Origin of the sequence: Acinetobacter sp. ANC 5045 (assembly GCF_004331005.1) — a bacterium.
GTDB classification, from domain to species: domain Bacteria; phylum Pseudomonadota; class Gammaproteobacteria; order Pseudomonadales; family Moraxellaceae; genus Acinetobacter; species Acinetobacter towneri.
The window spans coordinates 45,464-71,384 of record NZ_SJNS01000005.1 but is presented as its reverse complement, the minus strand read 5'-3'; the positions used below and the strand labels follow the sequence as shown (position 1 = coordinate 71,384).

Sequence of the window (25,921 nt, the reverse complement as noted above, 5' to 3'; positions counted from 1 at the left end):
ACAAGATGATAGAAGTGGTAGATGGGCAACGTCAGCTCAAGGGTTGTAAACGAATCGTTGTTAAAATCGGATCATCTTTACTCACAGCCAATGGGCAAGGTTTAGATTTGGATGCAATCTCGCATTGGGCGGGACAAATTGCAGATCTACACAATGCTGGACACGAAATTATTTTAGTGTCATCGGGAGCTGTGGCTGAAGGTATGGTGCGAATGAAACTTGAGCATCGACCCACCGATCTACCCAGTCTTCAGGCATGCGCTGCCATTGGTCAAATGGGCTTGATTCAAACTTGGTCAAGTGTGCTGGAAAAACACCAGATTCAAACTGCACAAGTCCTATTAACCCATGATGATTTGGCAGATCGTCGTCGTTATTTAAACTCGTGCGATGCATTGCAAAACCTGATTGAATGGCGCGTGATACCAGTCATTAATGAAAATGACACAGTGTCTACTGACGAAATTCGCTTTGGTGATAACGACACTTTGGCTGCGATGGTGGCAGGGCAGGTACATGCAGATTTGTTGATTATTTTGACCGATCAGCAAGGCATGTTTGACTCCGACCCACGTTCTAATCCAAACGCAAAACTGTTCCATACTGTACGTGCTTTGGATGAAAGTCTGTTTGATATGGCGGGTGGTGGCGGCAAGTTCGGGCGCGGCGGCATGCTGACCAAAGTCCGTGCAGCGCGTTTAGCGGCTAAATCGGGTTGTCCAACTTTAATTGCCAGTGGTGAAAGTGACAACGTGCTTGCGCGTTTAATGGCGGGCGAAATGTTGGGTACACTGTTCATTACTGACAATGACCGTATTGCAGCGCATCAACAGTGGTTGGCGGCACATTTACAAACGGCAGGACGTTTGGTGATTGATGATGGCGCAGTCAAAGCCATTAAAGAAAATCATCGCAGTTTATTGCCTGTGGGTGTAAAAGCGGTAGAAGGGCATTTTGAACGTGGCGATGTGGTGGAGTGTGTAGATACACAAGGTCATCGTGTCGCTGTGGGACGTGTTAATTTTAGTTCACGTTCTGCAGATTTGGTCAAAGGCTTGGCTTCTGACAAAGTGCATCAGGTGTTAGGCGAGGCACGTTCGTTGGAGATGATCCATCGCAATCACATAGCGATTTATTGATGATGCTGTAAGTTATCATTCAATTGAAGTTATCAAAAAAAACCGCTTGGAATATCCAAGCGGTTTTTTATTACTTAAGCAATTCATGTCATGCTTCAGGTTTATTTAAACTGAATCGTTCCATTTGCATTGACTGTAATTTTAGATTCACCTGCTGCCATATCTTGATCAGCTACAGCCGTTTCTGCGACTGCAAATTTTGCCATGCTTGCGCGCATAACAGGCTGCGGGAAATAAGAATTGGTGTTTAGGTTCAAGTTTACCAAGTTATAGCCCGATTTATTCCAAGCCTGACTTAACATTTGCGCACGTTGTTGAAAGTTTTTAGATGCTTCGACCATCAACTCATTTTCAACTTTTTTACGTTGTGCATCAGACACGCTAAAATTAATAGATTGGGTCTGAAAGTTTTGTTGTAGCTCGCTCACCAATTGGCTTGCTGCTTTAAAATCGGTACTTTGTACCCGTACCTCTGCACGACCGCGCCATTCTTTTAACTTACGACTGTCATTGTCGTAAATTGGATAGGTGGTTTGTGAGCCCGTTTCAACTTTCACTTGTGGATACTTACGTGCAGTTGCAATGGCTTGGCTCATTAACTGGTTAATTTGTGATGCAAGTTCAGCAGGTTGTTTGTGACTTTTTTCAATATATAACACAGCGTGCATTTGATCATTTGAAACTTCGCGTGTAGCTTCGGCTTGAACATTGACGATATTGTAATTTAAAGATTCATTTTGTTGGGCAAAAGCAGTGCTTGCAGCACCAACAGCCAACAGGGTAGCAGCGAGAGAAAGTAAGCGCATATTTTGACCTATTATTCAGGGGATCAGGATTTATGAAAAGCGTTTGAATTGATTTAAATAGTAACTTTGCTTTGTGAGGATTTTTAGTTGAATTTGTGGTGGCTTTGTAAAATATGCGTTAAAAATTGCAGCAAAAAAGCATTTATAAAATTCAATAAAAATAATGATCTATACTATTTTGAAAATAAATGCTGCATGACTTGAGAGATTGTGCAAAAAAACGTATAAAGGAAGTGGAAAGAGTTAAATTTTCTTTCCTTTGTCACAATGTAAGATGATAATTCAATCGAATCATCTGCAAGATATGTTTTTTCGATGAAATTAGGCAATATTTGGGTTAAACCTGTTTATTTTCTAGAAAAATTAGGTATTATCCCGCTTCCTAGTCTTGAAGAACAAAACTCTATCTCGCTAGATCAAAAAAGCACCGAGTCAAAGGACCGCAAGTCACCAGACTTATTTCTTTCAACCCATATCAGAGATGGTAATTCGATATGAGCGTTACTTCTGTAAACCCTGCCAACCATTCCACAAACGAATACTACTTGACTCGCCAAAGTCAGATGGAATCGAATGTGCGTAGTTATCCTCGTAAATTACCGTTAGCGATAGCGAAAGCACTGGGTTGTTGGGTTACCGATGTTGAAGGTACTGAGTACCTAGATTGTTTGGCTGGGGCAGGAACCTTGGCATTGGGTCATAACCATCCTGCGGTGGTTCAAAGCATCCAAGACACTTTAGCGAGTGGTTTGCCATTACATACCCTAGATTTAACGACACCTTTGAAAGATGCTTTTACTGAAGCGTTACTTTCACATATGCCTGGTGGTCAAGAAGAATACTGCTTGCAGTTCTGTGGTCCTACAGGTGCAGATGGCACAGAAGCGGCAATCAAACTTGCAAAAACCTATACAGGTCGTAGCTCAGTCATCAGCTTCTCAGGTGGCTATCATGGTATGACTCATGGTTCATTGGCGATGACAGGTAACTTGTCTGCAAAAAACGCAGTCAATGGTTTAATGCCTGGTGTTCAATTTATGCCATATCCGCATGAATACCGCTGCCCACTTGGTATTGGCGGTGAAGCGGGTGTAGATGCTTTAACGTATTATTTTGAAAACTTCATTGAAGATGTAGAAAGCGGTGTAACTAAGCCTGCAGCTGTGATTCTTGAAGCAATTCAAGGTGAAGGCGGTGTAGTGACTGCACCAATTAAATGGTTGAAAAAAATCCGCGAAGTGACTGAAAAGCACAACATCGTTTTAATTTTAGACGAAGTTCAAGCGGGCTTTGCACGTTCAGGCAAAATGTTTGCATTTGAACATGCAGGTATTGAGCCAGACGTGATTGTAATGTCTAAAGCTGTTGGTGGCGGCTTGCCATTGGCGGTACTTGCAATTAAACGTAAGTTTGACGCATGGCAGCCTGCAGGTCACACGGGTACTTTCCGTGGTAACCAATTGGCAATGGGTACTGGTCTTGTGGTGCTTAAAACCATTAAAGAACAAAACCTTGCACAAAATGCGCAAGAGCGTGGTGAGTTCTTACAAGCTGAATTGAAAAAATTAGCTGTTGAATTCCCATGTATTGGTAACGTGCGTGGTCGCGGTTTAATGATTGGTATCGAAATTGTAGATGAACGCCAAGAAAAAGACCGTTTAGGTGCTTATCCAGCAGACTCTCAATTGGCTGCTGCTGTTCAAGCTGCATGTTTTGACAACAAATTGTTGCTTGAGAAAGGTGGTCGTGGTGGTACGGTAATCCGTTTACTTTGTCCACTCATCATTACTCAAGAAGAGTGTGTAGAAGTCATCGCTCGCTTCAAGAAAGCAGTTGCTGAAGCGTTAGTCGCAGTTCGAGGCGCATAAGTTTATGGTAGATTTTGCAGAACATCGTAAAGCGTTACTCTGCAATGATGCTCAATCCATTGCTGACTACAGTGCAGCAATGGAACAAGCGACTCAAGCAGTCGCGGCATGGTTGCAAAATGACAAAATGTACACAGGCGGCAGCATTAAAGAATTGCGTGAAGCGATTTCTTTCCAGCCTGCAAAACAAGGTTTGGGTGTACAAAAGTCATTGGAACGCATGGTTGAGCTTTTCTTAAACAAAAGTTTAAAAGTTCATCATCCACATTCTTTGGCACATTTGCATTGTCCAACTATGGTGGCAAGCCAAATTGCAGAAGTTCTCATTAACGCAACCAACCAATCTATGGACTCTTGGGATCAAAGCCCTGCAGGTTCATTGATGGAAGTACAACTAATTGACTGGTTACGTCAAAAAGTTGGCTATGGTGCAGGTCAAGCGGGCGTGTTCACTTCAGGTGGTACGCAGTCTAACTTGATGGGTGTGTTATTGGCGCGTGATGCGTGTATTGCAAAGAACTGGAAAGATGAAAACGGTAATCCGTGGTCTGTTCAGCGCGATGGTATTCCAAGCGATGCAATGCGTAATGTGAAAGTCATTTGTTCTGAAAATGCACACTTCTCTGTGCAAAAGAACATGGCGATGATGGGTATGGGCTTCCAATCGGTTGTTACTGTACCTGTTAATGAAAATGCACAAATGGACGTGGTTGCACTTGAGCAAACCATGGCGCATTTAAAATCTGAAGGTAAGATCGTTGCGTGTGTGGTTGCGACTGCAGGTACAACCGATGCAGGCGCGATTGATCCGCTTAAAAAGATTCGTGACATCACTAATCAATATGGCGCGTGGATGCACATTGACGCAGCTTGGGGTGGTGCATTAATTCTTTCTAACAGTCATCGTGACATGCTTGATGGTATTGAGCTGTCTGATTCTGTGACACTGGATTTCCATAAGCATTACTTCCAAACTATTTCGTGCGGTGCGTTCTTACTGAAAGATGAAGCGAACTATCGTTTCATGCACTATGAAGCAGAATATTTGAACTCTGCTTATGATGAAGAGCATGGCGTACCAAACTTGGTGTCTAAGTCATTGCAAACAACGCGTCGTTTTGATGCGTTGAAACTTTGGATGACGATTGAAGCATTAGGTGAAGAGCTTTACGGTTCTATGATTGATCATGGTGTGAAGCTAACCCGTGACGTTGCTGATTATATTAAAGCGACTGCAGGTTTAGAATTGTTGGTTGAACCACAATTTGCTTCAGTGTTGTTCCGTGTTGTGCCTGAAGGTTATCCTGCAGAGTTCTTGGATAGCTTGAACCAAAACGTGGCAGATGAATTATTTGCACGTGGTGAGGCCAATATTGGTGTAACTAAAGTCGGTAATGTTCAATCATTGAAGATGACGACTTTAAGTCCAGTGGCAACACTTGAAAACGTGAAAAACTTGTTAGGCCTAGTATTGGCAGAAGCAGATCGCATTAAAGATGCGATTGTCGCGGGTACTTATACGCCACCAATCGACTAATGCTTTCATTATTCAGATTGTTATGAAATACAACAAAAGAAGTCACTACGGTGGCTTTTTTTGTGTCTGATTAAAAATATTGCAGTGAAGTGTTGTACCGTTCTTGCTTGAATTTTGTGATGGATTGGGTGTTTTGGGCTCAAATAATGCACTGCGGATGTCATAAAAATTACGCAATTGGCGAATAAACCATCAATTTTGGTAGAAAAAACCATAAATAATGATGACATTGGCATGAATTATTACAATTTGAAATTTAAATACTGAAAAAAATAAGCACTCTAGTGTTTTATTAGTTATTGATTTTAAATCATTTAAAAATTATTTCAGATACGAAAAGCAAATATAACCAAAGCGTAACAAAGCTGTAACATGGTTGTCATATTATAAAACCACAATGCAGTTATCGAAATAAGTACAAAACTTAATAACAAGTGACGTACTCCGAACTTGCATACTATGAGAGAGAACAGAATGCGCTTTACTAACATCGCCATTGCTTTAGCCGTATCTGCAGCAGCTGTAACAACTGCTAACGCAGCTCGTGACACCATCCAAATCGCGGGTTCTTCAACCGTTCTACCATACGCAAGTATTGTAGCAGAAGAATTTGGTAATACTTTCCCACAATTCAAAACTCCAGTTGTTGGTTCAGGCGGTTCTTCAGGTGGTTTGAAGCAGTTCTGTACAGGTGTGGGTGATAACACAATCGACATCGCGAACTCATCTCGTAAAATTAAAGATTCAGAATTAGCTGCTTGTAAAAAAGCAGGCGTAAACCAAGTTTTAGAAATTAAAATTGGTTACGACGGTATCGTATTTGCTTCTAACGCAAACAAAGCGGCTTACAAATTAAAGCCTTACCATGTATATGCAGCAATTGCAGCTCAATTACCATCTAAAGGTAAAATGGTTGCTAACCCATATACACGTTGGAACCAAATTGACAAAACACTTCCAAACGAGCCTATTACACTTGTAATTCCAGCGTCTAACCACGGTACACGTGAAGTGTTCCAAGAGAAAATGGTTGATGCAGGCTGTGAAGCTTATGCTGCAATCAAAGCATTAGACAAAGATGCGCAAAAGAAAGCGTGTACTACTTTCCGTAAGGATGGTCGTGTAATCGAAATCGCGGGTGACTACACAGAAACACTGGCACGTTTGAAAACTTCTCCAAGCGCAGTAGGTGTATTCGGCTTAGGTTTCTATGACCAAAACCGTGACCGTTTACGTGTTGCAACTGTAAACAACGTAGCGCCATCTGAAAACACAATTTTAAATGGTTCTTACCCTGTATCACGTCCATTGTTCTTCTACGTGAAAGGTGAGCACCTTAAATCAATCAAAGGTTTACCGCAATTTACTGAATACTTCTTGAGCAAGAAAGTATCTGGTAAAGGTTCTAAATTAGATAAAGCAGGTTTGATCTCTATGTCTGACAAAGAGCGTGCACAAGTTCTTGCTAACTTCAAAGCTGGTAAAGCGGTTAAGTAATTTGAGTTAAAGCAGCTGATGGCAGGGAATAACCTGCCATCAGCTTTTTGCTAAGAAATGTTTTTTCAAAAACACAAATTGAAAAAACAGTGGAGAATACATGAATCTGCTACTCATAGGTGTGTTATTGGCGATTATCGCCGTAGCCTATCAAATCGGGTTAAGCAAGAGCCGTAACCTAGCAGGTAAGGGAAATAACTCTGCAATGTTACATTCACGTCCAGGATATTATGGCGCGTTGGTAGCATTATGGTGTGGTATTCCTGCTTTTTTAATTTTGATTGTTTGGAACTTGGTTGAACCAAGTATTCTAGAGCAAGTGGTAATTAATAATGTGCCAGCGCACATTGCTGCAAGCCTAGACCCTGCAAGTACAAGTGTTTTGGTTGATCGCGTACAAGCCATTGCATCTGGTTTTGGTGTAAGTGATACACCTGCTGCATACGAAGTTGCAGCGGCAGAGCAATTAGCGAAAATTGAAACCATTGGTTCTTATGCCAAACTTGCGGTGGTGATCTGTGCGGCCTTATTTGGTTTGCTGTGGGCAAAGAAACGTGTTTCACAACAATTCCGCGCACGTAACCAAGTTGAAAAAATCATCAACATTTCTTTGGCATTATGTTCTGGTGTTGCGATTCTAACTACGGTTGGTATTGTGATGTCCATGTTCAGTGAAGCGATGCGATTCTTTAGTTTCGTTAGCCCACTGGATTTCTTCTTTGGTACAGTCTGGAACCCTGGTTTTAGCACCTCGGGTAGTGCAGATGGCAGTTATGGTTTACTTCCATTACTGTGGGGTACATTGATGGTGAGTGGTATTGCTTTATTAGTTGCAGTACCTATTGGTTTAATGATCGCCATTTACCTTGCAGAATATGCATCGCCTAAATTCCGTGCATGGGCAAAGCCGACCATTGAAGTTTTAGCAGGTATTCCGACCATTGTGTACGGTGTATTTGCCATGATGATCATTGGTCCGTTCCTTAAAACAGCGGGTGCAATCATTGGACTAGATATTAATGCCACGAGTGCATTAACCGCTGGTTTAGTGATGGGTATTATGATCATTCCTTTTGTATCTTCATTGTCTGATGACATTATTACGCAAGTGCCGCGTGCGCTACGTGATGGTTCTTTAGGCTTAGGTGCAACCAAATCTGAAACCATTCGTCGCGTGGTGATGCCAGCTGCATTACCAGGGGTGATTGGTGCATTCTTACTTGCTGCATCACGTGCAATTGGTGAAACCATGATTGTGGTGTTGGCTGCAGGTAATAGTCCTTTACTACACGCAAACCCATTAGAAGCGGTATCTACGGTTACGATTACGATTGTGAACCAATTAACAGGTGATACAGATTTCGCAAGTCCGCAGGCATTGGTTGCTTTCGCACTTGGTTTGACCCTGTTCGTGATTACCTTAGGTTTGAACATTGTTGCACTATACATTGTGCGTAAATATCGTGAGCAATACGACTAATGAGTACTTCAAATACATCGTCTTTGGATCAGTTAGATCCACAAGCTGCTGCCGAATTACGTGAACAACGTAAAAAAACCATCGCCAGTTCATTGGGTAAGCGTCATCGTAAGGAAAAAACCTTCCGTTTGATGGGGTTCTCGGCAGTTATTGCAGGTTTATTCTTTGTCGTATTGTTATTCGGCAGTATCTTATCTAAAGGTTTGCCTGCGTTCTGGCAAAGCAGCATGAGCCTTCCAATTTACTTCGATCCAGCGATTGTCAATGCAGGTCCAAAACCTAAGGCGATTGCAGGCGAGTCACCAGCACAATACGAAGACCGTATGATTGCGTGGCAAACTGAAATGGGTATGGTCGATTGGGATGCTTTAATCGTGAATGGTATTGTGGCGAAAGACAAAGCGCTTGAAGCTAAGCGTGATGATCTTGGTTACTTATATACCAGTTCTGAAGCATACCGTATTCGTGACATGGTCTTGGCTGATCCTTCTTTAATTGGTCAAACCAAAGAAGTGAAAGTGCTTGCAGATGCGAACGTTGATGTATGGTTAGAAGGCAAGATTGACCGCAGCTTACCAGATGAGCAGCAACAATTAAGCCCTGAAGTACGTCAATTGGCAGATCAGCTCGAATCACAAGGTATTATTAAAAGTACTTTCAATACCAATATTTTTGTTAGCCCAGACTCACGTAGTTCTCCAGCGACTTCTGGTTTGGCAGGTGCATTCATGGGTTCATTATTCATGATGCTGATTGTGATCTTTATTTCGATTCCAATTGGTGTTGCATCAGCAATTTACTTAGAAGAATTTGCGCCAAAAAATGCGATTACTGATATTATTGAAGTGAACATCAATAACTTGGCCGCTGTACCTTCTATTGTATTTGGTTTGTTGGGTGCTGCGATCTTTATTGGTTGGATGCATTTACCATTGTCTGCACCATTGGTCGGTGGTTTGGTACTGAGTTTAATGACTTTACCAACAGTGATTATTACCACGCGTGCATCATTAAAAGCAGTGCCGCCGTCTATTCGTCAAGCTGCTTTAGGTTTGGGTGCTTCTCGTTTACAAACAGTGTTCCACCACGTACTCCCACTTGCATTGCCGGGTATTTTAACGGGTGCAATTATTGGTGTCGCACAAGCTTTAGGTGAAACCGCACCATTGTTATTAATTGGTATGAGTGCTTTCGTTGCCAGTGTACCAGCAACTCCACTTGATCAATCTACTGCGTTACCTGTGCAAATTTTCTTATGGCAGGGTAATGAAATGCGTAACTTCTTCGAGGGACGTACCGCTGCAGCCATTATCGTACTACTTGCGCTAATGATTGGCTTAAACAGCCTTGCAATTTGGTTACGTAAGAAGTTTGAAGTACGCTGGTAATTGAGGGCAGAGAATATGAATGCTGTAGCAAGCACAGAAAAACAGAATTCCTTAGAACAGGATAAGCAAGTGAATCCACAACAAAGCCAATTTACATCTACCGATGTAGAACAGAAGCAATCATCGACTTCGTTTGTTTCACAATTTGATACGCAAACTTCAAGCAAAAAAGAAGCGAAATCTTCAAATGTAAAGTTAAGTACCAATGACGTGCATGTGTACTATGGTGAATCTGAAGCCATCAAAGGTATTGATTTAAATATCTATGAAAATGAAGTTATTGCTTTCATTGGTCCATCAGGTTGTGGTAAATCTACGTTCTTGCGTACTTTAAACCGTATGAACGACACGATTGATAGCTGTCGTGTAACGGGTAAAGTAATGTTGGATAACCAAGACATTTATGACCCGAACCTTGACGTGGTGTTATTGCGTGCGCAAGTGGGCATGGTGTTCCAGAAGCCAAACCCATTCCCGAAATCAATTTTTGAAAACGTGGCTTATGGTCCTAAATTGCATGGTTTAGCACGTGATAAGTACGATTTAGAAGAAATTGTAGAAAACAGCTTGCGTAAGGCAGGTTTGTGGGATGAAGTGAAAGATCGTTTGAATCAACCAGGTACAGGTCTTTCTGGTGGTCAGCAACAACGTCTTTGTATCGCGCGTACCATTGCGGTAAGTCCAGAAGTAATTTTGATGGATGAACCATGTTCGGCGCTTGACCCAATCGCAACGGCAAAAGTAGAAGAATTAATTTCTGAACTTTCTACCCAATATACGATTGCGATTGTAACGCACTCAATGCAACAGGCAGCGCGTGTATCTGACCGTACCGCATACTTCCATTTGGGTGATTTGATTGAAGTGAATGCGACTGAAAAAGTATTTACTCAGCCAGACCATCAATTAACAGAAGCGTATATTACAGGGCGTTTTGGTTAATCTGCTTAAGTCCTGAAAGCTATTAAAACAGAATCTTAGGATTCTGTTTTTTTGTTATAGTATTGATTGTTTTGTACGCGCAGCGAAAATAAAAAATGCAGTTTCCTTCACAAGAAGAACGACAACAGGCAAAACCAGCACGCCAAGCCACGAAAAAAATAATCGATGCCTTGTTTGGATTTCAACATAGTGCAGAGACGATAGCAGCACTTTTGGTTTTGCTGAGTATTTTATTGGCAACGTTTTTTAACCATGATGGGTGGTTTCCAACTTCTCAAAGCCTCAATATGAGCAATTATCATCGTTGGTTGTATGATCAATTTGTGATAGTTTCAGGTGTGATAGTGCTTGTTGTTTATTTTAGGGTACAGCAGCAAGCAAGTGATCCCCATTTTCGGCAGGCTTGGCGAGACTATATCGATGCCAATGCTAAATTTAAGTTTTATCGCTATGTAAAAGCACAACAAAAAAATAAGTTACCGTTCTTGCACAGTGCAGTAGGTGAATTTCTTTGCGTAATGTGTTTCTGCGTAGGTTTAGTGTGTTTCTATTCAATGCTTACACCTTCAGATCATGAGCGTAGAGGTAGTTTTCTACTGTTTGGTTGGTGGCCGATCAACGCACTTATTATTGGGATTTGCTATCAGGGGCAAATTTGGTTTGCTGTACGTTTAATGGCTGTTCGGCAGATTTCTAAACGATATTTACGATTGATTCAAAAAGAAGCTGCTTTAAGATAGAAAAAGTATTGAAAAAGTCGAAATTGACCTAATGTAGTCCTAATAAACCGAATTAAATTGAGAACTCATTTTTATGTTATTTCATTTACCTAAACTACCTGCCGAAATTCGGATTAGTCATTTGAATGCGCGAATTAATGAACAACGAAAAAAAATTGCGCAAACCACGGCATCTAAACTCGAGCTATTACAACTTTCACAACAAATGGCACGTGAAGCGCGCGCCCGTAAAAAGAACAATCAAAAAATTTATGTGTTGGATTTTAAAGGTGATACTGCTGCGTCTGCTGTAGAGCAATTGCGTGAAGAAATCACCCTAATTTTGGCAACGGCCAAAGCTGGACGTGACCGTGTTGTGGTACGTTTGGAAAGTCCAGGCGGTATGGTGCATGGTTATGGGCTTGCAGCTGCACAATTGGTACGTTTGCGTGATGCAGGTTTCCATCTCACGATTTGCGTCGATAAAGTCGCAGCAAGTGGTGGCTATATGATGGCATGTATTGGTTCAGAAATTGTGTCAGCGCCATTTGCGATTTTGGGTTCTATTGGCGTAGTGGCACAAGTGCCTAACTTTAATCGCTTGCTCAAAGAAAAAAATATAGATTTTGAGATGTACACAGCAGGTCAATACAAACGCACTGTGACCATGTTTGGTGAAAATACCGAAGAAGGCAAGGCTAAGTTTGAAGAAGAATTGCAACAAACTCATGTACTATTTAAACACTTTGTCGAAAAATACCGTCCACAACTGAATGTTGAAAAAGTGGCAACAGGTGAGCATTGGTATGGTCAGGATGCACTGGATTTAAACTTGGTAGATAAGTTACAAACCTCAGATGAATACTTACTAAGTTTGTTGCCACAGCATGATATTTATGTGATTCAAACCCGTAAAAAGCCAACTTTGGGTGAAAAACTGGGTTTGCAAGCTGCACAAATGGCAGACAGTTTGATTCCTGCAGTGATGAATAAACTGGTTGATAGCCTAAGCAAAGCCAACAGCAGTTTGTTGCAAATCCGTGATCCTAAACTGTAATAGTGATGATCTAACTTCTAAAATTTATCTAAAAATTGCGCTCAATTGAGCGCAATTTTTTTATTCACTTTTATTCAAAAATATAGGGTCTTTGATTTAAGCATCTTAATTTTCAATTCAGCTTGATGTTATATCTTTGTGATAAGAACAAAACCACCTTGATAGATTGAATATGCAAACAAATAGTGTGCCCGCGAAGCAATCAACATCTACAGATTTAATGATTCGCTTTTTGCATGTGGTGATGCTGCTAAGTTTTACAGGGGCTTACTTAACAGGTGATGCGGAAGAATGGCATCAGTTACATATGGCTTTTGGCTATACGTTGGGGATTAGTTTAGCTTTACGAATCGTATGGCAGGTGTTGAGTATGTTGAACAGCACACAGCCGACAGGAATTTCTAAACGTTTAGGCATGATTCAACAATTTGTAAAACGCGATTGGAAACAGCCACAGCAGTTTTTTTCATTACCGTTTTTAAAGTCAGGCAGTTCCAGTGCGTTTCAATTCAGTATTTTGTTGATTTGGTTGGCATTGCCTTTAACTGTGTTGGTTGGATTTTTCACCGATTATACCCAAAGTCATACTTTAAAAGAGCTACATGAATTTGCAGCAAATTTATTCTTAGCTGCGGTATTGGTGCATTTAGCGAGCTTAACTTTAAGCAGCGTATTGTTTAAAAAATGGCTTGCCAAAACCATGTTTTGGGGTTCAGGTAAACCTGCAGTATTAACGGTGTTGATCTGGATGATTTCAGTCGCAAGTTTAGCTGGCTTCTGGTGGTGGTATTGGCAATAAATTTGGATTTAGTACGAAAGAGGCATCCTGTTAGGGTTTCTTGATCAAGTAGAAGCATCCCATCAGCATTGCTCCTATCGTTGCTAAAAGCATATCCATGTGTGCATCCCAAATATCACCTTGCTGACCATTATAATTTTCAGCATCTTCTGGCGATAAGCCAAGCGCAATGAGCCATTCCACCCATTCATAAATTAAACTGCTTGCCATGATAAATTGAATGACCAAAAGATATAAAACGATAGGTTTGTTTTTTGGAAACCAGACTTCAAACAAGCGCAATAAAACAGGATAGAGCAAAATACCATAAGCCAAATGCACAAAACGGTCATACATATTGCGTGACCAACCCATGCTCTGATCTAAATTGAAGCCAAAGCTGTGCAAAATCCAATCATTATAGGGCACATAAGAATACAGATAATGTGCTCCGACAATATGAATCAGTAAAAATATTAAATACAGCACAAAGCTAGAAAAACTCAGTCCTACTTTTTTAAACGCAATCAATAAAGCCGCGAGCATAAAAACTGTGCCTGCCTGATGCAGTAGATACGATTCAAATTCCAGTGGTTGAATACTGGCAGCAAGCATGGCGAGTATAACCAAGCCTAAAGCACAGTAATGTTGAATGCGGAATTGATTTTGCATGTGATGTTTAAGTTGGAAGATTTGTTTTATTCTAATAAAAATGCGAAGCCGAAGCTTCGCATTTTTGTATTGTGATGAATGCTTTTACAAATTAGATTTTAGCAATTAAATCTTGAATTTGTTTTGCTTGTTCAGCTGCATTACCTGTGTAAGTTGCAGGCGTCATTGTCGCTAAACGTGCGCGATCTGCTGCAGGAACGCCTTCCAACTCATTACCATTCACGAAATCTACCATCATGTCACGTGTCATAGCTTGACCACGTGTAAGAGCTTTTAATTTTTCGTATGGTTTTTCGATGTTATAACGACGCATCACAGTTTGAATTGGCTCAGCCAATACTTCTTGAGCATTGTCTAAATCTTCAAGAATACGTTGTGCGTTCAATTCAAGTTTGCCAATACCTTTAGAGCAAGCTTCAAATGCGATCAAGCTTTGTGCAAAACCAACACCCATATTACGCAATACAGTCGAGTCAGTTAAGTCACGTTGCCAGCGAGAGATTGGTAATTTTTCGCCTAAGTGAGCCAAGACTGCATTGGCGATACCCAAGTTACCTTCAGAGTTTTCAAAGTCAATTGGGTTTACTTTGTGCGGCATGGTTGAAGAACCAACTTCACCTTCTTTCAGTTTTTGCTTGAAGAAACCAAGTGAGATGTAGCCCCAAACGTCACGGTTGAAGTCGATTAGAATGGTGTTGAAACGACGTAGCGCATCAAACAATTCTGCCATATAGTCGTGTGGCTCAATTTGAGTCGTGTATGGGTTAAAGCTTAAACCTAAAGATTCTACAAATGCTTGAGAATGTGCAGGCCAGTTGATTTCTGGGTATGCAGAAAGGTGAGCGTTGTAGTTACCTACTGCACCATTGATTTTGCCCAAAAGCTCAACTTGCTTGAACTGTTTGATTTGACGTGCAAGACGATATGCCACGTTTGCCATTTCTTTACCCAAAGTTGTTGGGCTTGCAGTTTGACCGTGAGTACGTGACAACATTGGTTGATCTGCGTGTTTTTCTGCCAATGCAACAATCGAATCAATGATTTGCTGCATCGCTGCAACCAATACTTCACGACCATTTTTAAGCATTAAAGCATGTGACAAGTTGTTGATGTCTTCTGAAGTACAAGCAAAGTGAATGAACTCACCTGCATTTTTTAACTCATCAATGTTGGCAATTTTTTCTTTTAAGAAATATTCAACTGCTTTTACGTCATGGTTGGTGGTGCGTTCAATTTCTTTAATGCGGTTGGCATCATCTTCAGAGAAATCTGCAACAATTGCATCTAATGCAGCATTCGTTGCAGCACTGAAAGCAGGTACTTCGGTAATTTCAGGACGATTGGCAAGCGCTTGTAACCAACGCACTTCAACAGTCACACGAGCATGGATTAAACCAAACTCAGAGAGGAAAGGGCGGAGAGCATCACATTTGCTTGCATAGCGCCCATCTAATGGAGAAAGTGCGGTTAAAGCGTTCATATCGATTCCTTAAACTTTGGAATTAAACCTAAAACAAAAGCGTGTTCAGCATGGTTTAAACCACCTGATACTGTAAACGCGCCAGATCTTGAATATCACGTAATAATTTACGTTTGCTAAATACCATGCCCCATGAACTGCCACCAAGTTGACGCCAAAGGTGTGCCATTTGTAAGCCTGTAAAAAGCGAAGCTCGAATTCGGTTGGTATGTGCAGAATCCTTAAATGCTTCTGCATTGCCACGTACCATAATGCGCGGGTTAATTTGTCCCGCAGTATCGACATAGGTTTGGGCTAAATTGGCAATAATACTGGGATGCAAATAGTTATGATCAAAAAATGAAAGTTGTTTTAAGATTTTTTGCTGTGACTGCTCAATAATTTCGACGTATTTAGGATTGCTATACACTTTCTTTTCTAATTGTAAGAGTGCCATCGCATACGACATGGGTAGTTTGGTATTGGATAGTTTAGGTAAACGCGATTTAGGAGCAGTATTAAAAGGTTGGTTGATGCTGCTTTCTAGCGTTTTTAAACCCAAAGAAATATCGGCCAAATGATTAAAAAAATCCAAAGTTTGCGAACTGTGATTGCTACTTGGACGGATATTTAAACTGGCTTTAATTAATTGCTCAAAATAAAAGTTACCGCTTTCACCAATACTTTGTCTGCCTGTGAGTGCAGTCATGTGCGTGAGCTGGGTGGCTTGAAACACACCCGCTAACGCCAAGGCACGATTTTGGCGAACATTCAGAGTTGGTGACTGTTGAAACGGTAACTCTGTCATCCAAAACAATCCTTAAATAAAATCGGGTTTAGGTGCATTGGTATGGTGAATCACACCACCGCCTAAACACATTTCGCCTGAATAGAATACGACACTTTGACCAGGAGTGACTGCACGTTGTGGTTCATCAAATTCCACACGTACACCGCCAGGCATGCTGTCATCATTGAAAATTACACAGTCCTGATCATCTTGGCGATAGCGAGTGCGACAAGTACAACGGAAGCCTGACGCTGGAATTTCTTGTTCACCTGCCACCCAATCAATTGCTTCGCTCCATAAAATAGTGCTTTGCATGAGTGGATGTTCATGACCTTGACCAATCACTAAACGATTGTTTTCAATATCTTTATGCAGGACAAACCATGCACCTTCAGCAACACCTTTTAAGCCGCCAATACCAATCCCGCCACGCTGACCGAGCGTATAGTACATTAAGCCGTGATGTTCACCAACCTCTTTGCCATCGTCTAAAACAATTTTTCCAGCTTGAGCAGGCAAATATTGTTTTAAGAAATCATTAAAGCGACGTTCACCAATAAAGCAAATCCCTGTCGAGTCTTTTTTCTTGGCAGTGACTAAATCTAGTTCTTCGGCAATTTTTCGGACTTGCGGCTTTTCAATTTCGCCCACAGGGAACAAGGTTTTATTGATTTCACGACCATGCACTGCATGTAAGAAATAGGTTTGATCTTTATTTTTATCTAAACCACGTAACAGTGGAGCGTATGCTTCACCTTTGGAGTTGTACTGCGTTCCACCACGACGAGCGTAGTGACCTGTGGCGATAAAATCTGCGCCTAAATTCATGGCGTGATCTAAAAAGGCACGGAACTTAATTTCTTTATTGCATAAAATATCTGGGTTTGGCGTGCGTCCTGCGGCATATTCGGCAAGAAAATGCTCAAAAACCCGATCCCAATATTCCATCGCAAAGTTGGCTGTATGCAACTTAATGCCTAGCTTGTCGCACACCGCTTGCGCATCGGCAAGATCTTCCATCGCGGTGCAATATTCAGTGCCGTCATCTTCTTCCCAGTTTTTCATGAAAAGCCCTTCAACCTGATAACCTTGTTGAAGTAGAAGTGCAGCAGAAACAGATGAATCTACACCACCTGACATACCGACGATGACACGTTGTTGCATAGGATTAGGCATCCAAACTAGAAATAAGGGGAGAATTTTGGTGCTCGTAAATGAGCGATAAAGGATAAGATTGACCACTGAGCGCATCTTGAACCGCTTTCAGTACCAACGGACTTCGGGCACGTGCTGATTCAGCCAGTTCGTCTGCAGACATCCATACTGTACCAATAATATCGGGATCGAGCTGGGCTTGCGCATCATGTTGCAGCGATTCGGCTAGAAAGCAGAAGCGATAATAGGTGCGGTCAGGAAACATAGGCGGAGTATAGCTATAAATACCGAGTAAGGCATTAATTTTCACCCGATGCCCAGTTTCTTCCATGGTTTCACGTATTGCTGCTTCAATTAAGCTTTCGCTAGCTTCAACATGCCCTGCAGGCTGATTAAACACGCTATGCGTCACACCTTCTGTATGTTCTTCAACAAACAGGAATTTTCCGTTTTTTTCGATAACGGTGGCGACAGTAACGTGAGCAGTCCAAGCGGTCATTGAAAAGCACCATGGGGTAAAACGCATATTCTACAAAATTTAGGGGGATGTGGCTATGTTGAAAGGGGATTTCTTTAAAACTGTAAATGTAGGTTTGTGTAGTTGTGGGAAGATGTGAGGGGTACTTTGTTCTTTGATTCATTTGGTGATGCTGGATGTGATCTCATTTGCGCTAGGTGTTGTTGCCAAAGTCAAAGCTATTGCACAAATAGAAAAAGAGGCAGATATTGACCGTAAAGCTTTGTATAAAACTCTAAGTCAAGATTCAGCCTCTCGATTTGATAAGATTAATCATGTCATTCATACACTGAGTTTAAAATTAACGGTGCAGAACGTGTAATCCCTCAAATTACAACAATCAAAAAGAACTTTGAGGGGTGGATTATTGATAATTCCCCGCCACTTTTACATAGTGCCGTGCAGAATAAGGCAAAAACTCTTTTTCCTTGTCGGTTAAAGGACGAACTTTTTGCACAGGGCTACCCACGTACAAATAGCCACTTTCCAAACGCTTACGCGGTGGCACTAAAGACCCTGCGCCAATCATTACATCATCTTCAATAATGACATCATCCAAAACAATTGTGTTGATGCCCAATAACACCCGATTGCCAATGGTGCAGCCGTGTAAGGTCACACCATGTCCAACTGTGACATCTTCGCCAATAATCAGCGGTGAACCTTCAGGTTTGTCGGCTTTTTTATGGCTAACATGCAGCATGGCATGATCTTGCACATTGGAATTTTGACCAATCCGAATATGGTTAACATCACCACGAATCACGGCAAATGGCCAAACCGATACATTTGCGGCCAAATGCACATCACCAATCACCACCGACAATTCATCTACATAACAGCTTGCGTCAATTTTTGGGGTTTGCTCTAAATAAGCACGCACATTTTTTTTCATGATGGACAAATCTTTAGCTTATAAATTTAGGATTGAGGACAGTATAAAATAAAAAAGCACACATGCGGGCATGTGTGCTTTGCGCTTTAGTCTAAGCTTATGAATCTTAGAATAAGTTGCTAAAGAATTGTTTGATATGGTCTAGCATACGTGCAAAGAAACCCGCTTCTTCCACTTCCTGCAACGCCACCAATGGTTTTTCAGCAATCACTTTACCATCTAAGGTTGCGACATATTTACCAATCACTTGACCTTTTTTCAAAGGAGCAGTCAATTTAGGTTGAACCACCAATTGAGTTTTAATTTGGTTGGCTTTGCCTTTTGGCATGGTCACGTTAAAGTTTTCTGGCAAACCAATTTGTGCTTCTTTGCTTTTACCGTACCATACTTTTGCTTTAGCTAAGACTTGGTTGGCAGGCTGTACACGTACAGTTTCGTAGTTTGCATAACCCCAAGCTAACAATTCACGAGTTTGAGTTGCACGAGCTTGCATGGTTGGCGCACCAAAAATCACCGAAATTAAACGCATTGGGCCACGTTTAGATGAAGTGGTTAAGCAGTAACCCGCTTCGTTGGTATGACCTGTTTTTAAACCATCCACGCTTGGGTCGGTATATAACAGGGCATTACGGTTGCCTTGTTTAATTCCATTAAAAGAAAACTCTTTTTCAGAATAAATTGGGTAGTATTTTGAGCTGTCATGGATGATGTGCTGCGCTAAAGTCGCCATATCTTTTGCGGTAGAAAAGTGACCTTCAGCAGGCATACCCGTAGAGTTCATAAACTGGGTATTGCTCATGCCAATACGTTTGGCTTCTTCATTCATCATGTGAACGAATGTGCCTTCATTACCTGCAATGTGCTCTGCCATGGCTTTAGATGCATCGTTGCCCGATTGCACGATAATTCCGCGTAGCATTTCAAGTACGGTTGCTGTGCCATTTAAAGGAACATACATACATGATTCTGTGCTGCTGCCACGACACCATGCAGACTCATTCATGCGGACTTGTTCATCTTCCGTGAGTTCGCCTTTTAATAACTTTTGTTCAATGATGAAACTAGTCATCATTTTGGTCATTGAGGCAGGGGCGAGTTTTTCGTTTTCATTTTTTGAAGCTAAAATTTGTCCCGTCTCATAATCCATCAAAACGTATGATTTGTTATTGAGTTCTGGTGGTGTAGCTAAGACAGTTGCTGCATAAGAAAAGCTTGGTAATAGTAATAATGCAGCAAGGGCGCTTTTTGGGGTCATTCTAAGAGGTTCCAATACTTGAGGTATGCACAAAAGAGCTAGCATTTTAGGGCAAAGCTCAGCCGACTTCTATGGGAGAAATCGGCTTATTGATAAAAGTATTGTAACCAAATTGTATTATCTGCTATATGCTGTCAATTCTTGGCAAATTGCTTGGTTTTTGGCTGTTCCAGCAGCTTTGGCATCGGCACGGGCTTCTTTTAAAATTGGCTGGAAGCTTTTTTGTTTGCTGAGTTTACTTAAGGCAGTAACAGCGTCTTTTTCTTTAGGCATATATTCTTGGGCAAGTTTTGTATAACCCTGATGAAATTGATCTTGTTCTTTGACTAGTGAAGGGCAAACTTCAGATAACACATAAATAGCGGCTAATTCTTGCTGAGTCACTTGTTGTAATGGCGTCACTTCAATATTTTCTTCTTGCGCAATTGCGGCTTGACTTAAACCCAAACTGAGCGCAACTGCGCCAAAAAAATGAACTGCACGTGAATTTTTTAAGCCAGAAAATTGCATATCAAGTACCTTAAATATTGTTTGAACTGAATCTACCGATTCATTTAAGTGCTTATAAGATGAATCATTTATTTGCGAATTGAAAGAGTGAAAATGTATTAAAGCTGTGTGATCTGAGCGCAAATCATGTATAAAAAGTGAAGATTAAAGTCTGAAATTTGAAAATCAGTGGCTTGATATAAAGCGTAAAATAATAGTGGAAAAATACCAGATATAAAAACTAAGCATAAAATTTAAGGCAAACTTTGAAAGTTTGCCTTAAAGGGTGAGTATGCAAAATTATTTACAGGCTCAAAATAGTATTTAAATCATGTGATTTAAAGTGCTAATTCTAAAGCTTCCTGACACACTACTTTTTGCTCTTCTTTGGCTGTATCTTTTGCTGCTTCACGCGCTTCAGCTAAAACGGATTGATATTCTGCGTCGGCTTGTAGTTTGGCAAGCGTCATGTTCGATTCTGAATAATCTTGTAGATAAGTTTGAATCAGTGCTTGAATATTGGCATCTAATTTTGCATTTTTTCCAATCAGTGCAGGGCACATTTCAGTCATGACTTGTGCCGCTGCAACATCTTCTTTCACAATCGTATTGGCTTCTGCTGCAGTCAAATCTTCTGCAATTACAGACTGCGTTAATACAGCAGCAAAACCTAGACCCAATAAACGACGAAATGACAAAGCTAAAATCATGAGAATCACATATATTTTTGGATGGATGTTAAGCGCTAAATATATATAATCTTTTGTATATTTCAATGAAATGTGCTGATCAGTCATTTTGTTGTCGTGTGCTTATTAAATGTGCTTAGGCATGAATCAGGCACAAACAAGTTTAAGATTGAACCGACGTTGCTATATATTAGTATATAACCTTTATATTTGTTTTATCTGAGATTTTTCTGTGAATATTTTGATAGCCAATGATGATGGCGTGTTTGCACCTGGTATCCAAGCTTTGGCGAAAGCCTTAAAACCTTTGGGTCGCGTGGTGATTGTTGCACCCGAAAGTGAACGCAGTGGTTTTTCGAGTGCGCTGACTTTAGACCGACCATTACGTCCTGTGCAAATTGCTGAAGATTTCTGGGCAGTGAATGGTACACCTGCAGACTGTGTCTATTTGTCGATGAATGGATTGTTCGATTTCGAATTTGATTTGGTGGTCAGCGGCATTAACAGCGGTGCAAATCTAGGGGATGATGTACTGTACTCAGGCACAGTCGGTGCGGCATTTGAAGGACGTTTGATGAAACAGCCTGCGATTGCGGTATCACTTGCAGGGCATAATGTACGTGCTTATCAGCATCCGCAAGATTATATGCAGGCAGCGCAGTGGGTACATGACTTTATTGCTCAAGGTTTACCAAGTTTACCTGCACGACATATTTTTAATGTGAATATTCCAGATGTGCCAGTGTTGCAGGGCACAAAAATTACCTATCAAGGACAGCGTACCCAATCTAAGCCAATTACTAGTCAGGTCGATCCACGAGGGCGTCAAGTGTATTGGATTGGTTTGTCGGGCGAGGCAGTGGCTGCACCGAAAAAAGGCTTAACTGAAATTGAGTCTGATTTTTTTGCGGTAGCAAATGGCTATGTCAGCGTGACACCAATTCAGATGGATGCCACCAATTATGACGTTTTGCAATCATTGCACAGTCAATTTTCCCAAATTGGCTAACTAATGTTATAACTTTGTGAAAAAGTAGCTTGTAAGCCTCATTACAAGGACTTTTTTGCTACTCTTAGCGCAATAGAAAATATTTAGAATTTGTAGAGAGGAAAGAATGCCTGTGGTGTTTCAGTATCGTTTATTTAGCACACCAACAGCATTGTTGAAAACCTTAGTGTTATCAAGTGCTGTTGTGGCTACCGTCGTGTTGAGTGGTTGTGCCTCTAAACCTCAAGTGAATAATTCTGCGCGTTATGCAACAGCGCCGAATTTTTATACTGTGCGTTCGGGTGATACTTTAAGTGGTATCGCTGCACGTTATGGTTTGAGCTATCTCAGCATTGCAGAAATGAATGATATTGCACCGCCGTATCGTATTTATGTCGGGCAGTCGATTCGTTTGAAAGCGGGCAATGCACCACGTACAACAAGCACTCGCCCTGTAACACAGGCTGCACCAATTCAACGTCAAACAGTCACATTACCAACGACACCTGTGACACCTGCACCGGTAACATCGACTACAACCACGACCACTAGCTCAACCACACCAAGTACACCTGTGCGTAGCAGCACATTGCGCTGGGTGAAACCATCACAAGGTGCTGTGATTGCACAGTTTAATTTGGCAAGTAATATCAAAGGAATTCGTTACGGTGGCAATGTGGGCGATCCAATTTATGCCGCAGCAGATGGGCAGGTGGTTTATGCTGCAGATGGATTAAAAGAATATGGGAACTTGATTTTAATCAAGCACATTGATGGTTATATCACCGCCTATGCACATAACAGTAAGATGAATGTGAGCAGTGGTCAAAATGTCACAGCGGGTCAAAAGATTGCTGAAATGGGTTCTTCTGGTGCAACACGTACCATGTTGGAGTTTCAGGTACGTCTAGATGGCAAGCCAATCAATCCAACTAATGTTTTACCAATAAATTAAATTTTGCAAATACAAAACATAAATTTCACCGTATAATACAATAAGTTGCTTTTATCGATAGATGAGGGCAACGATTATAATTTCAGAGGGAATTTATGTTAGATCAACTTCGAGCAATGGGTGTATTTGCTTGTGTTGTTGAAAAAAGCTCGTTTAGCGGTGCAGCACGTGATTTAGGGATCACCACCAGCGCCGTCAGTCAGCAAATCCGTTCACTAGAACAAGATATGGAAGTCACGCTTCTGCATCGTTCTACTAGAAAACTGAGTTTGACTGAAGCAGGACAAGCTTTTTTCCACAGTTGTCAAGAAATGCTCGCCGCTGCTGAGCGTGGTAAAATACGCATTAATGAGTTAAGAGATGATTTGGTCGGTGATTTAAGAATTGCCACCACTCCAGAATTAGCCGCGAACCATGTGATTCCCGCACTTTCTCATTGGCTGTCTGCCCATCGTGGCTTGTCTGTACATCTAGAAACCGACAATCAATACATTGACCTGATTGATGGTCGTATTGATATTGCGCTGCGTATGAGTCCAATAATTGAAGATCAAAACCAGCATGTGATTCCTATTGCACTTATTGACCAAGTTTTAGTCGCATCACCTAGTTATTTAAATCAAACCGCGCCCATTTCACGTCCTGAAGATTTAAAACATCACGAGTTAATTCCATTAACCATTATGAAGAATTTTCAGCAACTCAATTTTAAGCATATCAGCACTGCTGAAAATGTGGATGTAGAGTTGGGCTCGCGTCTATCGACCAATAATGTGTTGGTGTCTAAATCTTTGTGTATGCAAGGGCATGGGCTTGCGCGAATTTTGCATTTGGATATTCAAAAAGATTTGCTTAATGGCAGTTTGGTTGAAATTTTGCCTGAGTGGAAATTACCCGCATTTACCTTGTATGCAATCATTTCCAAACATGAGCAACAACCGATGAAAGTACATCGTTGTTTGGAAGCCTTAAAACAATATTTTTCTCAATTGCCGGGTGGGCGAGTGTTTCAAGAAGCATCTTAATTGAATGTTGATAATATACTGATCGACCATTTAGTTAGCAAAAAGCCGCAGTTCAAACTGCGGCTTTTTGTTAGGGATTTATTTAAGCCAAGAATTTTTTAATCATTGCTACAAGGCGTTCAATCAATTGATCTGCCTGGGCTTGAGTAATATTTAATGTTGGCAATAAACGCACTACAGAACCTGCAGTTACGTTAATAATCATTTTGTATTCATCGCGGGCAATATCGACCAACTCTGCACATGGTTTTGGTAATTCAATACCAATCATCAAGCCAAAACCACGCACGCTTACATTTTGGTCTGCGAGTTGTTGACGCAATTGTTCCACAATGTAGCCACCCATTTTTGCTGCATTTTCTACCAAGTTTTCTTTCTGGATGGTGTCAATAACAGTGTAAACCACGCGTGAACCTAACGCAGTACCACTGTAGGTTGAGCCATGATTACCAGCAGTAAGAACGCCCACACCACGACCTTGAGTCATGACTGCACCAATTGGGAAGCCATTGCCCAAACCTTTCGCTGTAGTCAATACATCAGGCACAATATTGGTGTGCTGATAAGCAAAGAATTTACCTGTACGACCATTTCCTGTTTGTACTTCATCCAGCATCATCAGCCAGTTGTGTTGATTACAAATACGGCGGATGTCTTCTAGGTAGCTAAAGCCTTGTGGTGCAGTATTCACACCGCCTTCACCCTGAATCGGCTCGACTAAAATAGCCACAATATCAGGATGCTGAATCGCAGCTTCTTCAATGGCTTCGACATCACCAAAAGGCACACGAATAAAGCCTTCAACCAAAGGTGCAAAACCTTCCTGAACTTTTTTATTGCCAGTTGCAGACAGGGTAGCCAAAGTACGACCGTGGAAAGAGTGATCTGCAACAATAATTTTAGGATTGGCTACGCCTTGCATATGACCGAATTTACGTGCAATTTTAATTGCACCTTCGTTAGACTCTGCGCCACTGTTTGAAAAAAACACTTCTTCCATGCCAGCAACTTGCGCCAATTTTTGTGCAGCAGCAGTCTGCCACGGCACTTCAAACAAGTTACTGGTGTGAATTAAGGTAGCCGCCTGATCTGCAATGGCTTCGGTAATTGCAGGGTGTGCGTGACCTAAACCACATACGGCAATGCCTGTAAGTGCATCTAAATATTCTGTGCCATCTTCAGTATAAAGATAAGAACCTCGACCGCGGACAAAGCTGATCGGCTGACGGCCAAATACAGGCATCAAATGTGATGGTTGATCAGTTTGCACAGGAGCAAGGGTAATGTTATTCATGACTAACTCTTATCTGTTAGGTTGGAGGGAAAAACTTATATAAGCAAAATCTACTGCAGATGAAAAGCCTAATTGTAAATAAAATTGGATTTATTGCTTTAGACGTACTGTTTTGCTCGGTTTTGGGTATAATGCCACACAGATGAGTTGAGGATTTACCAATGACTGAACAAGTACGCGATACCGAAGCGTTAATTCGTGAACAAATTGCTAAACATGCTGTTCTTCTTTACATGAAAGGCACACCACAATTTCCACAATGCGGTTTTTCTGCGCGCGCAGTAGAAGCACTCAGTCAAATTGGTCGTCCTTTTGCTTATGTGAATATTTTAGAAAATCAGGATATTCGTACCACTTTGCCAAAAATTGCCAACTGGCCAACTTTCCCACAATTGTGGATTAACGGTGAGTTGATTGGTGGTAGCGATATTATGTTGGATATGTTCCAGAAAGGTGAGTTAAAGCCTTTAGTTGAGCAATACAGCCCAGCACCTGAAGCTTAAAGTATTGGACTTGGGTCACACTAG

The 25,921-nt window shown here is 41.3% G+C and carries 26 protein-coding genes; 15 read left to right on the top strand and 11 right to left on the bottom strand.

Annotated elements, in window-relative coordinates:
- Positions 1 to 5 precede the first annotated feature (5 nt).
- Positions 6 to 1,139, top strand: coding sequence for a glutamate 5-kinase (proB, locus tag E0H79_RS06075; protein ID WP_004971685.1), 1,134 nt, complete (start codon positions 6 to 8; stop codon positions 1,137 to 1,139).
- 101 nt (positions 1,140 to 1,240) lie between these two features.
- On the opposite strand, the gene E0H79_RS06070 is transcribed toward proB, so the two are convergent.
- Positions 1,241 to 1,945: an SIMPL domain-containing protein gene (locus E0H79_RS06070; protein ID WP_096901090.1), complete on the bottom strand. Its 705-nt coding sequence runs from the start codon at positions 1,943 to 1,945 to the stop codon at positions 1,241 to 1,243.
- A gap of 494 nt (positions 1,946 to 2,439) precedes the next feature.
- On the opposite strand from E0H79_RS06070, the gene E0H79_RS06065 reads away from it, so the two are divergent.
- From E0H79_RS06065 to E0H79_RS06025, 9 genes are all read left to right on the top strand, one after another.
- Complete coding sequence (locus E0H79_RS06065; protein ID WP_004971681.1) at positions 2,440 to 3,813, top strand: diaminobutyrate--2-oxoglutarate transaminase; 1,374 nt, start codon at positions 2,440 to 2,442, stop codon at positions 3,811 to 3,813.
- Positions 3,814 to 3,817: 4 nt separating this feature from the next.
- Positions 3,818 to 5,350 (top strand): pyridoxal phosphate-dependent decarboxylase family protein, encoded by a 1,533-nt coding sequence (locus E0H79_RS06060; RefSeq protein WP_004971679.1) that lies wholly within the window; start codon positions 3,818 to 3,820, stop codon positions 5,348 to 5,350.
- Between the two features lie 474 nt (positions 5,351 to 5,824).
- Entirely contained in the window at positions 5,825 to 6,847 is a 1,023-nt protein-coding gene (locus E0H79_RS06055) for a substrate-binding domain-containing protein (RefSeq protein ID WP_096901088.1), read from the top strand.
- A gap of 100 nt (positions 6,848 to 6,947) precedes the next feature.
- On the top strand, positions 6,948 to 8,327 hold the full coding sequence (gene pstC / locus E0H79_RS06050) for a phosphate ABC transporter permease subunit PstC (protein WP_004971674.1): 1,380 nt from the start codon (positions 6,948 to 6,950) through the stop codon (positions 8,325 to 8,327).
- Positions 8,327 to 9,715, top strand: coding sequence for a phosphate ABC transporter permease PstA (pstA, locus tag E0H79_RS06045; RefSeq protein ID WP_131261148.1), 1,389 nt, complete (start codon positions 8,327 to 8,329; stop codon positions 9,713 to 9,715). The genes pstC and pstA overlap by 1 nt, the downstream gene beginning before the upstream one ends.
- A 15-nt stretch (positions 9,716 to 9,730) precedes the next feature.
- Complete coding sequence (gene pstB, locus E0H79_RS06040; protein ID WP_004971671.1) at positions 9,731 to 10,657, top strand: phosphate ABC transporter ATP-binding protein PstB; 927 nt, start codon at positions 9,731 to 9,733, stop codon at positions 10,655 to 10,657.
- A 95-nt stretch (positions 10,658 to 10,752) separates the two neighbouring features.
- Positions 10,753 to 11,397 (top strand): hypothetical protein, encoded by a 645-nt coding sequence (locus E0H79_RS06035; protein ID WP_131261147.1) that lies wholly within the window; start codon positions 10,753 to 10,755, stop codon positions 11,395 to 11,397.
- A gap of 73 nt (positions 11,398 to 11,470) precedes the next feature.
- On the top strand, positions 11,471 to 12,433 hold the full coding sequence (gene sohB / locus E0H79_RS06030) for a protease SohB (RefSeq protein WP_004971667.1): 963 nt from the start codon (positions 11,471 to 11,473) through the stop codon (positions 12,431 to 12,433).
- 172 nt (positions 12,434 to 12,605) lie between these two features.
- Positions 12,606 to 13,232 carry a cytochrome b/b6 domain-containing protein gene (locus E0H79_RS06025; RefSeq protein ID WP_004971665.1) on the top strand — a complete coding sequence of 209 codons (627 nt, stop codon included), beginning with the start codon at positions 12,606 to 12,608 and terminating at the stop codon, positions 13,230 to 13,232.
- Positions 13,233 to 13,262: 30 nt separating this feature from the next.
- On the opposite strand, the gene E0H79_RS06020 is transcribed toward E0H79_RS06025, so the two are convergent.
- The 5 genes from E0H79_RS06020 to E0H79_RS06000 form a co-directional block, all read right to left on the bottom strand.
- Positions 13,263 to 13,883, bottom strand: coding sequence for a DUF2238 domain-containing protein (locus E0H79_RS06020; RefSeq protein WP_004971662.1), 621 nt, complete (start codon positions 13,881 to 13,883; stop codon positions 13,263 to 13,265).
- 91 nt (positions 13,884 to 13,974) lie between these two features.
- Positions 13,975 to 15,363, bottom strand: coding sequence for an adenylosuccinate lyase (gene purB / locus E0H79_RS06015; RefSeq protein ID WP_019837658.1), 1,389 nt, complete (start codon positions 15,361 to 15,363; stop codon positions 13,975 to 13,977).
- Positions 15,364 to 15,418: 55 nt separating this feature from the next.
- Complete coding sequence (gene hflD / locus E0H79_RS06010; RefSeq protein ID WP_004971659.1) at positions 15,419 to 16,150, bottom strand: high frequency lysogenization protein HflD; 732 nt, start codon at positions 16,148 to 16,150, stop codon at positions 15,419 to 15,421.
- A gap of 12 nt (positions 16,151 to 16,162) precedes the next feature.
- Complete coding sequence (mnmA, locus tag E0H79_RS06005; RefSeq protein WP_096901081.1) at positions 16,163 to 17,296, bottom strand: tRNA 2-thiouridine(34) synthase MnmA; 1,134 nt, start codon at positions 17,294 to 17,296, stop codon at positions 16,163 to 16,165.
- Positions 17,297 to 17,300: 4 nt separating this feature from the next.
- Entirely contained in the window at positions 17,301 to 17,786 is a 486-nt protein-coding gene (locus E0H79_RS06000) for an NUDIX hydrolase (protein ID WP_131261146.1), read from the bottom strand.
- A 133-nt stretch (positions 17,787 to 17,919) separates the two neighbouring features.
- Between E0H79_RS06000 and E0H79_RS05995 the strand changes: the two genes are divergently transcribed.
- Positions 17,920 to 18,126, top strand: a complete 207-nt coding sequence (locus E0H79_RS05995) for a DNA-binding protein (RefSeq protein WP_104851773.1) — start codon at positions 17,920 to 17,922, stop codon at positions 18,124 to 18,126.
- A gap of 42 nt (positions 18,127 to 18,168) precedes the next feature.
- Here E0H79_RS05995 and E0H79_RS05990 read toward each other — a convergent pair whose 3' ends face one another.
- The 4 genes from E0H79_RS05990 to E0H79_RS05975 form a co-directional block, all read right to left on the bottom strand.
- Positions 18,169 to 18,699, bottom strand: a complete 531-nt coding sequence (locus E0H79_RS05990) for a gamma carbonic anhydrase family protein (RefSeq protein WP_004971648.1) — start codon at positions 18,697 to 18,699, stop codon at positions 18,169 to 18,171.
- Between the two features lie 106 nt (positions 18,700 to 18,805).
- A complete protein-coding gene (dacC, locus tag E0H79_RS05985) occupies positions 18,806 to 19,954 on the bottom strand; it encodes a D-alanyl-D-alanine carboxypeptidase PBP5/6 (RefSeq protein WP_004971646.1) in 1,149 nt (382 codons plus the stop codon).
- A gap of 117 nt (positions 19,955 to 20,071) precedes the next feature.
- On the bottom strand, positions 20,072 to 20,464 hold the full coding sequence (locus tag E0H79_RS05980; RefSeq protein WP_004971644.1) for an MCR_0457 family protein: 393 nt from the start codon (positions 20,462 to 20,464) through the stop codon (positions 20,072 to 20,074).
- Positions 20,465 to 20,781: 317 nt separating this feature from the next.
- Entirely contained in the window at positions 20,782 to 21,153 is a 372-nt protein-coding gene (locus E0H79_RS05975) for an MCR_0457 family protein (RefSeq protein WP_026438310.1), read from the bottom strand.
- Positions 21,154 to 21,364: 211 nt separating this feature from the next.
- Between E0H79_RS05975 and surE the strand changes: the two genes are divergently transcribed.
- The 3 genes from surE to E0H79_RS05960 all read left to right on the top strand — a co-directional run bounded on the left by surE (position 21,365) and on the right by E0H79_RS05960 (position 24,100).
- Positions 21,365 to 22,141: a 5'/3'-nucleotidase SurE gene (gene surE, locus E0H79_RS05970; protein ID WP_131261145.1), complete on the top strand. Its 777-nt coding sequence runs from the start codon at positions 21,365 to 21,367 to the stop codon at positions 22,139 to 22,141.
- 106 nt (positions 22,142 to 22,247) lie between these two features.
- Complete coding sequence (locus E0H79_RS05965) at positions 22,248 to 23,075, top strand: peptidoglycan DD-metalloendopeptidase family protein (RefSeq protein WP_096901076.1); 828 nt, start codon at positions 22,248 to 22,250, stop codon at positions 23,073 to 23,075.
- A gap of 95 nt (positions 23,076 to 23,170) precedes the next feature.
- Positions 23,171 to 24,100, top strand: coding sequence for a LysR family transcriptional regulator (locus E0H79_RS05960; protein ID WP_131261144.1), 930 nt, complete (start codon positions 23,171 to 23,173; stop codon positions 24,098 to 24,100).
- Between the two features lie 82 nt (positions 24,101 to 24,182).
- Here E0H79_RS05960 and E0H79_RS05955 read toward each other — a convergent pair whose 3' ends face one another.
- Positions 24,183 to 25,394 (bottom strand): aspartate aminotransferase family protein, encoded by a 1,212-nt coding sequence (locus tag E0H79_RS05955; protein ID WP_131261143.1) that lies wholly within the window; start codon positions 25,392 to 25,394, stop codon positions 24,183 to 24,185.
- A gap of 161 nt (positions 25,395 to 25,555) precedes the next feature.
- Between E0H79_RS05955 and grxD the strand changes: the two genes are divergently transcribed.
- Positions 25,556 to 25,897 (top strand): Grx4 family monothiol glutaredoxin, encoded by a 342-nt coding sequence (grxD, locus tag E0H79_RS05950; protein WP_019837647.1) that lies wholly within the window; start codon positions 25,556 to 25,558, stop codon positions 25,895 to 25,897.
- Positions 25,898 to 25,921 lie beyond the last annotated feature (24 nt).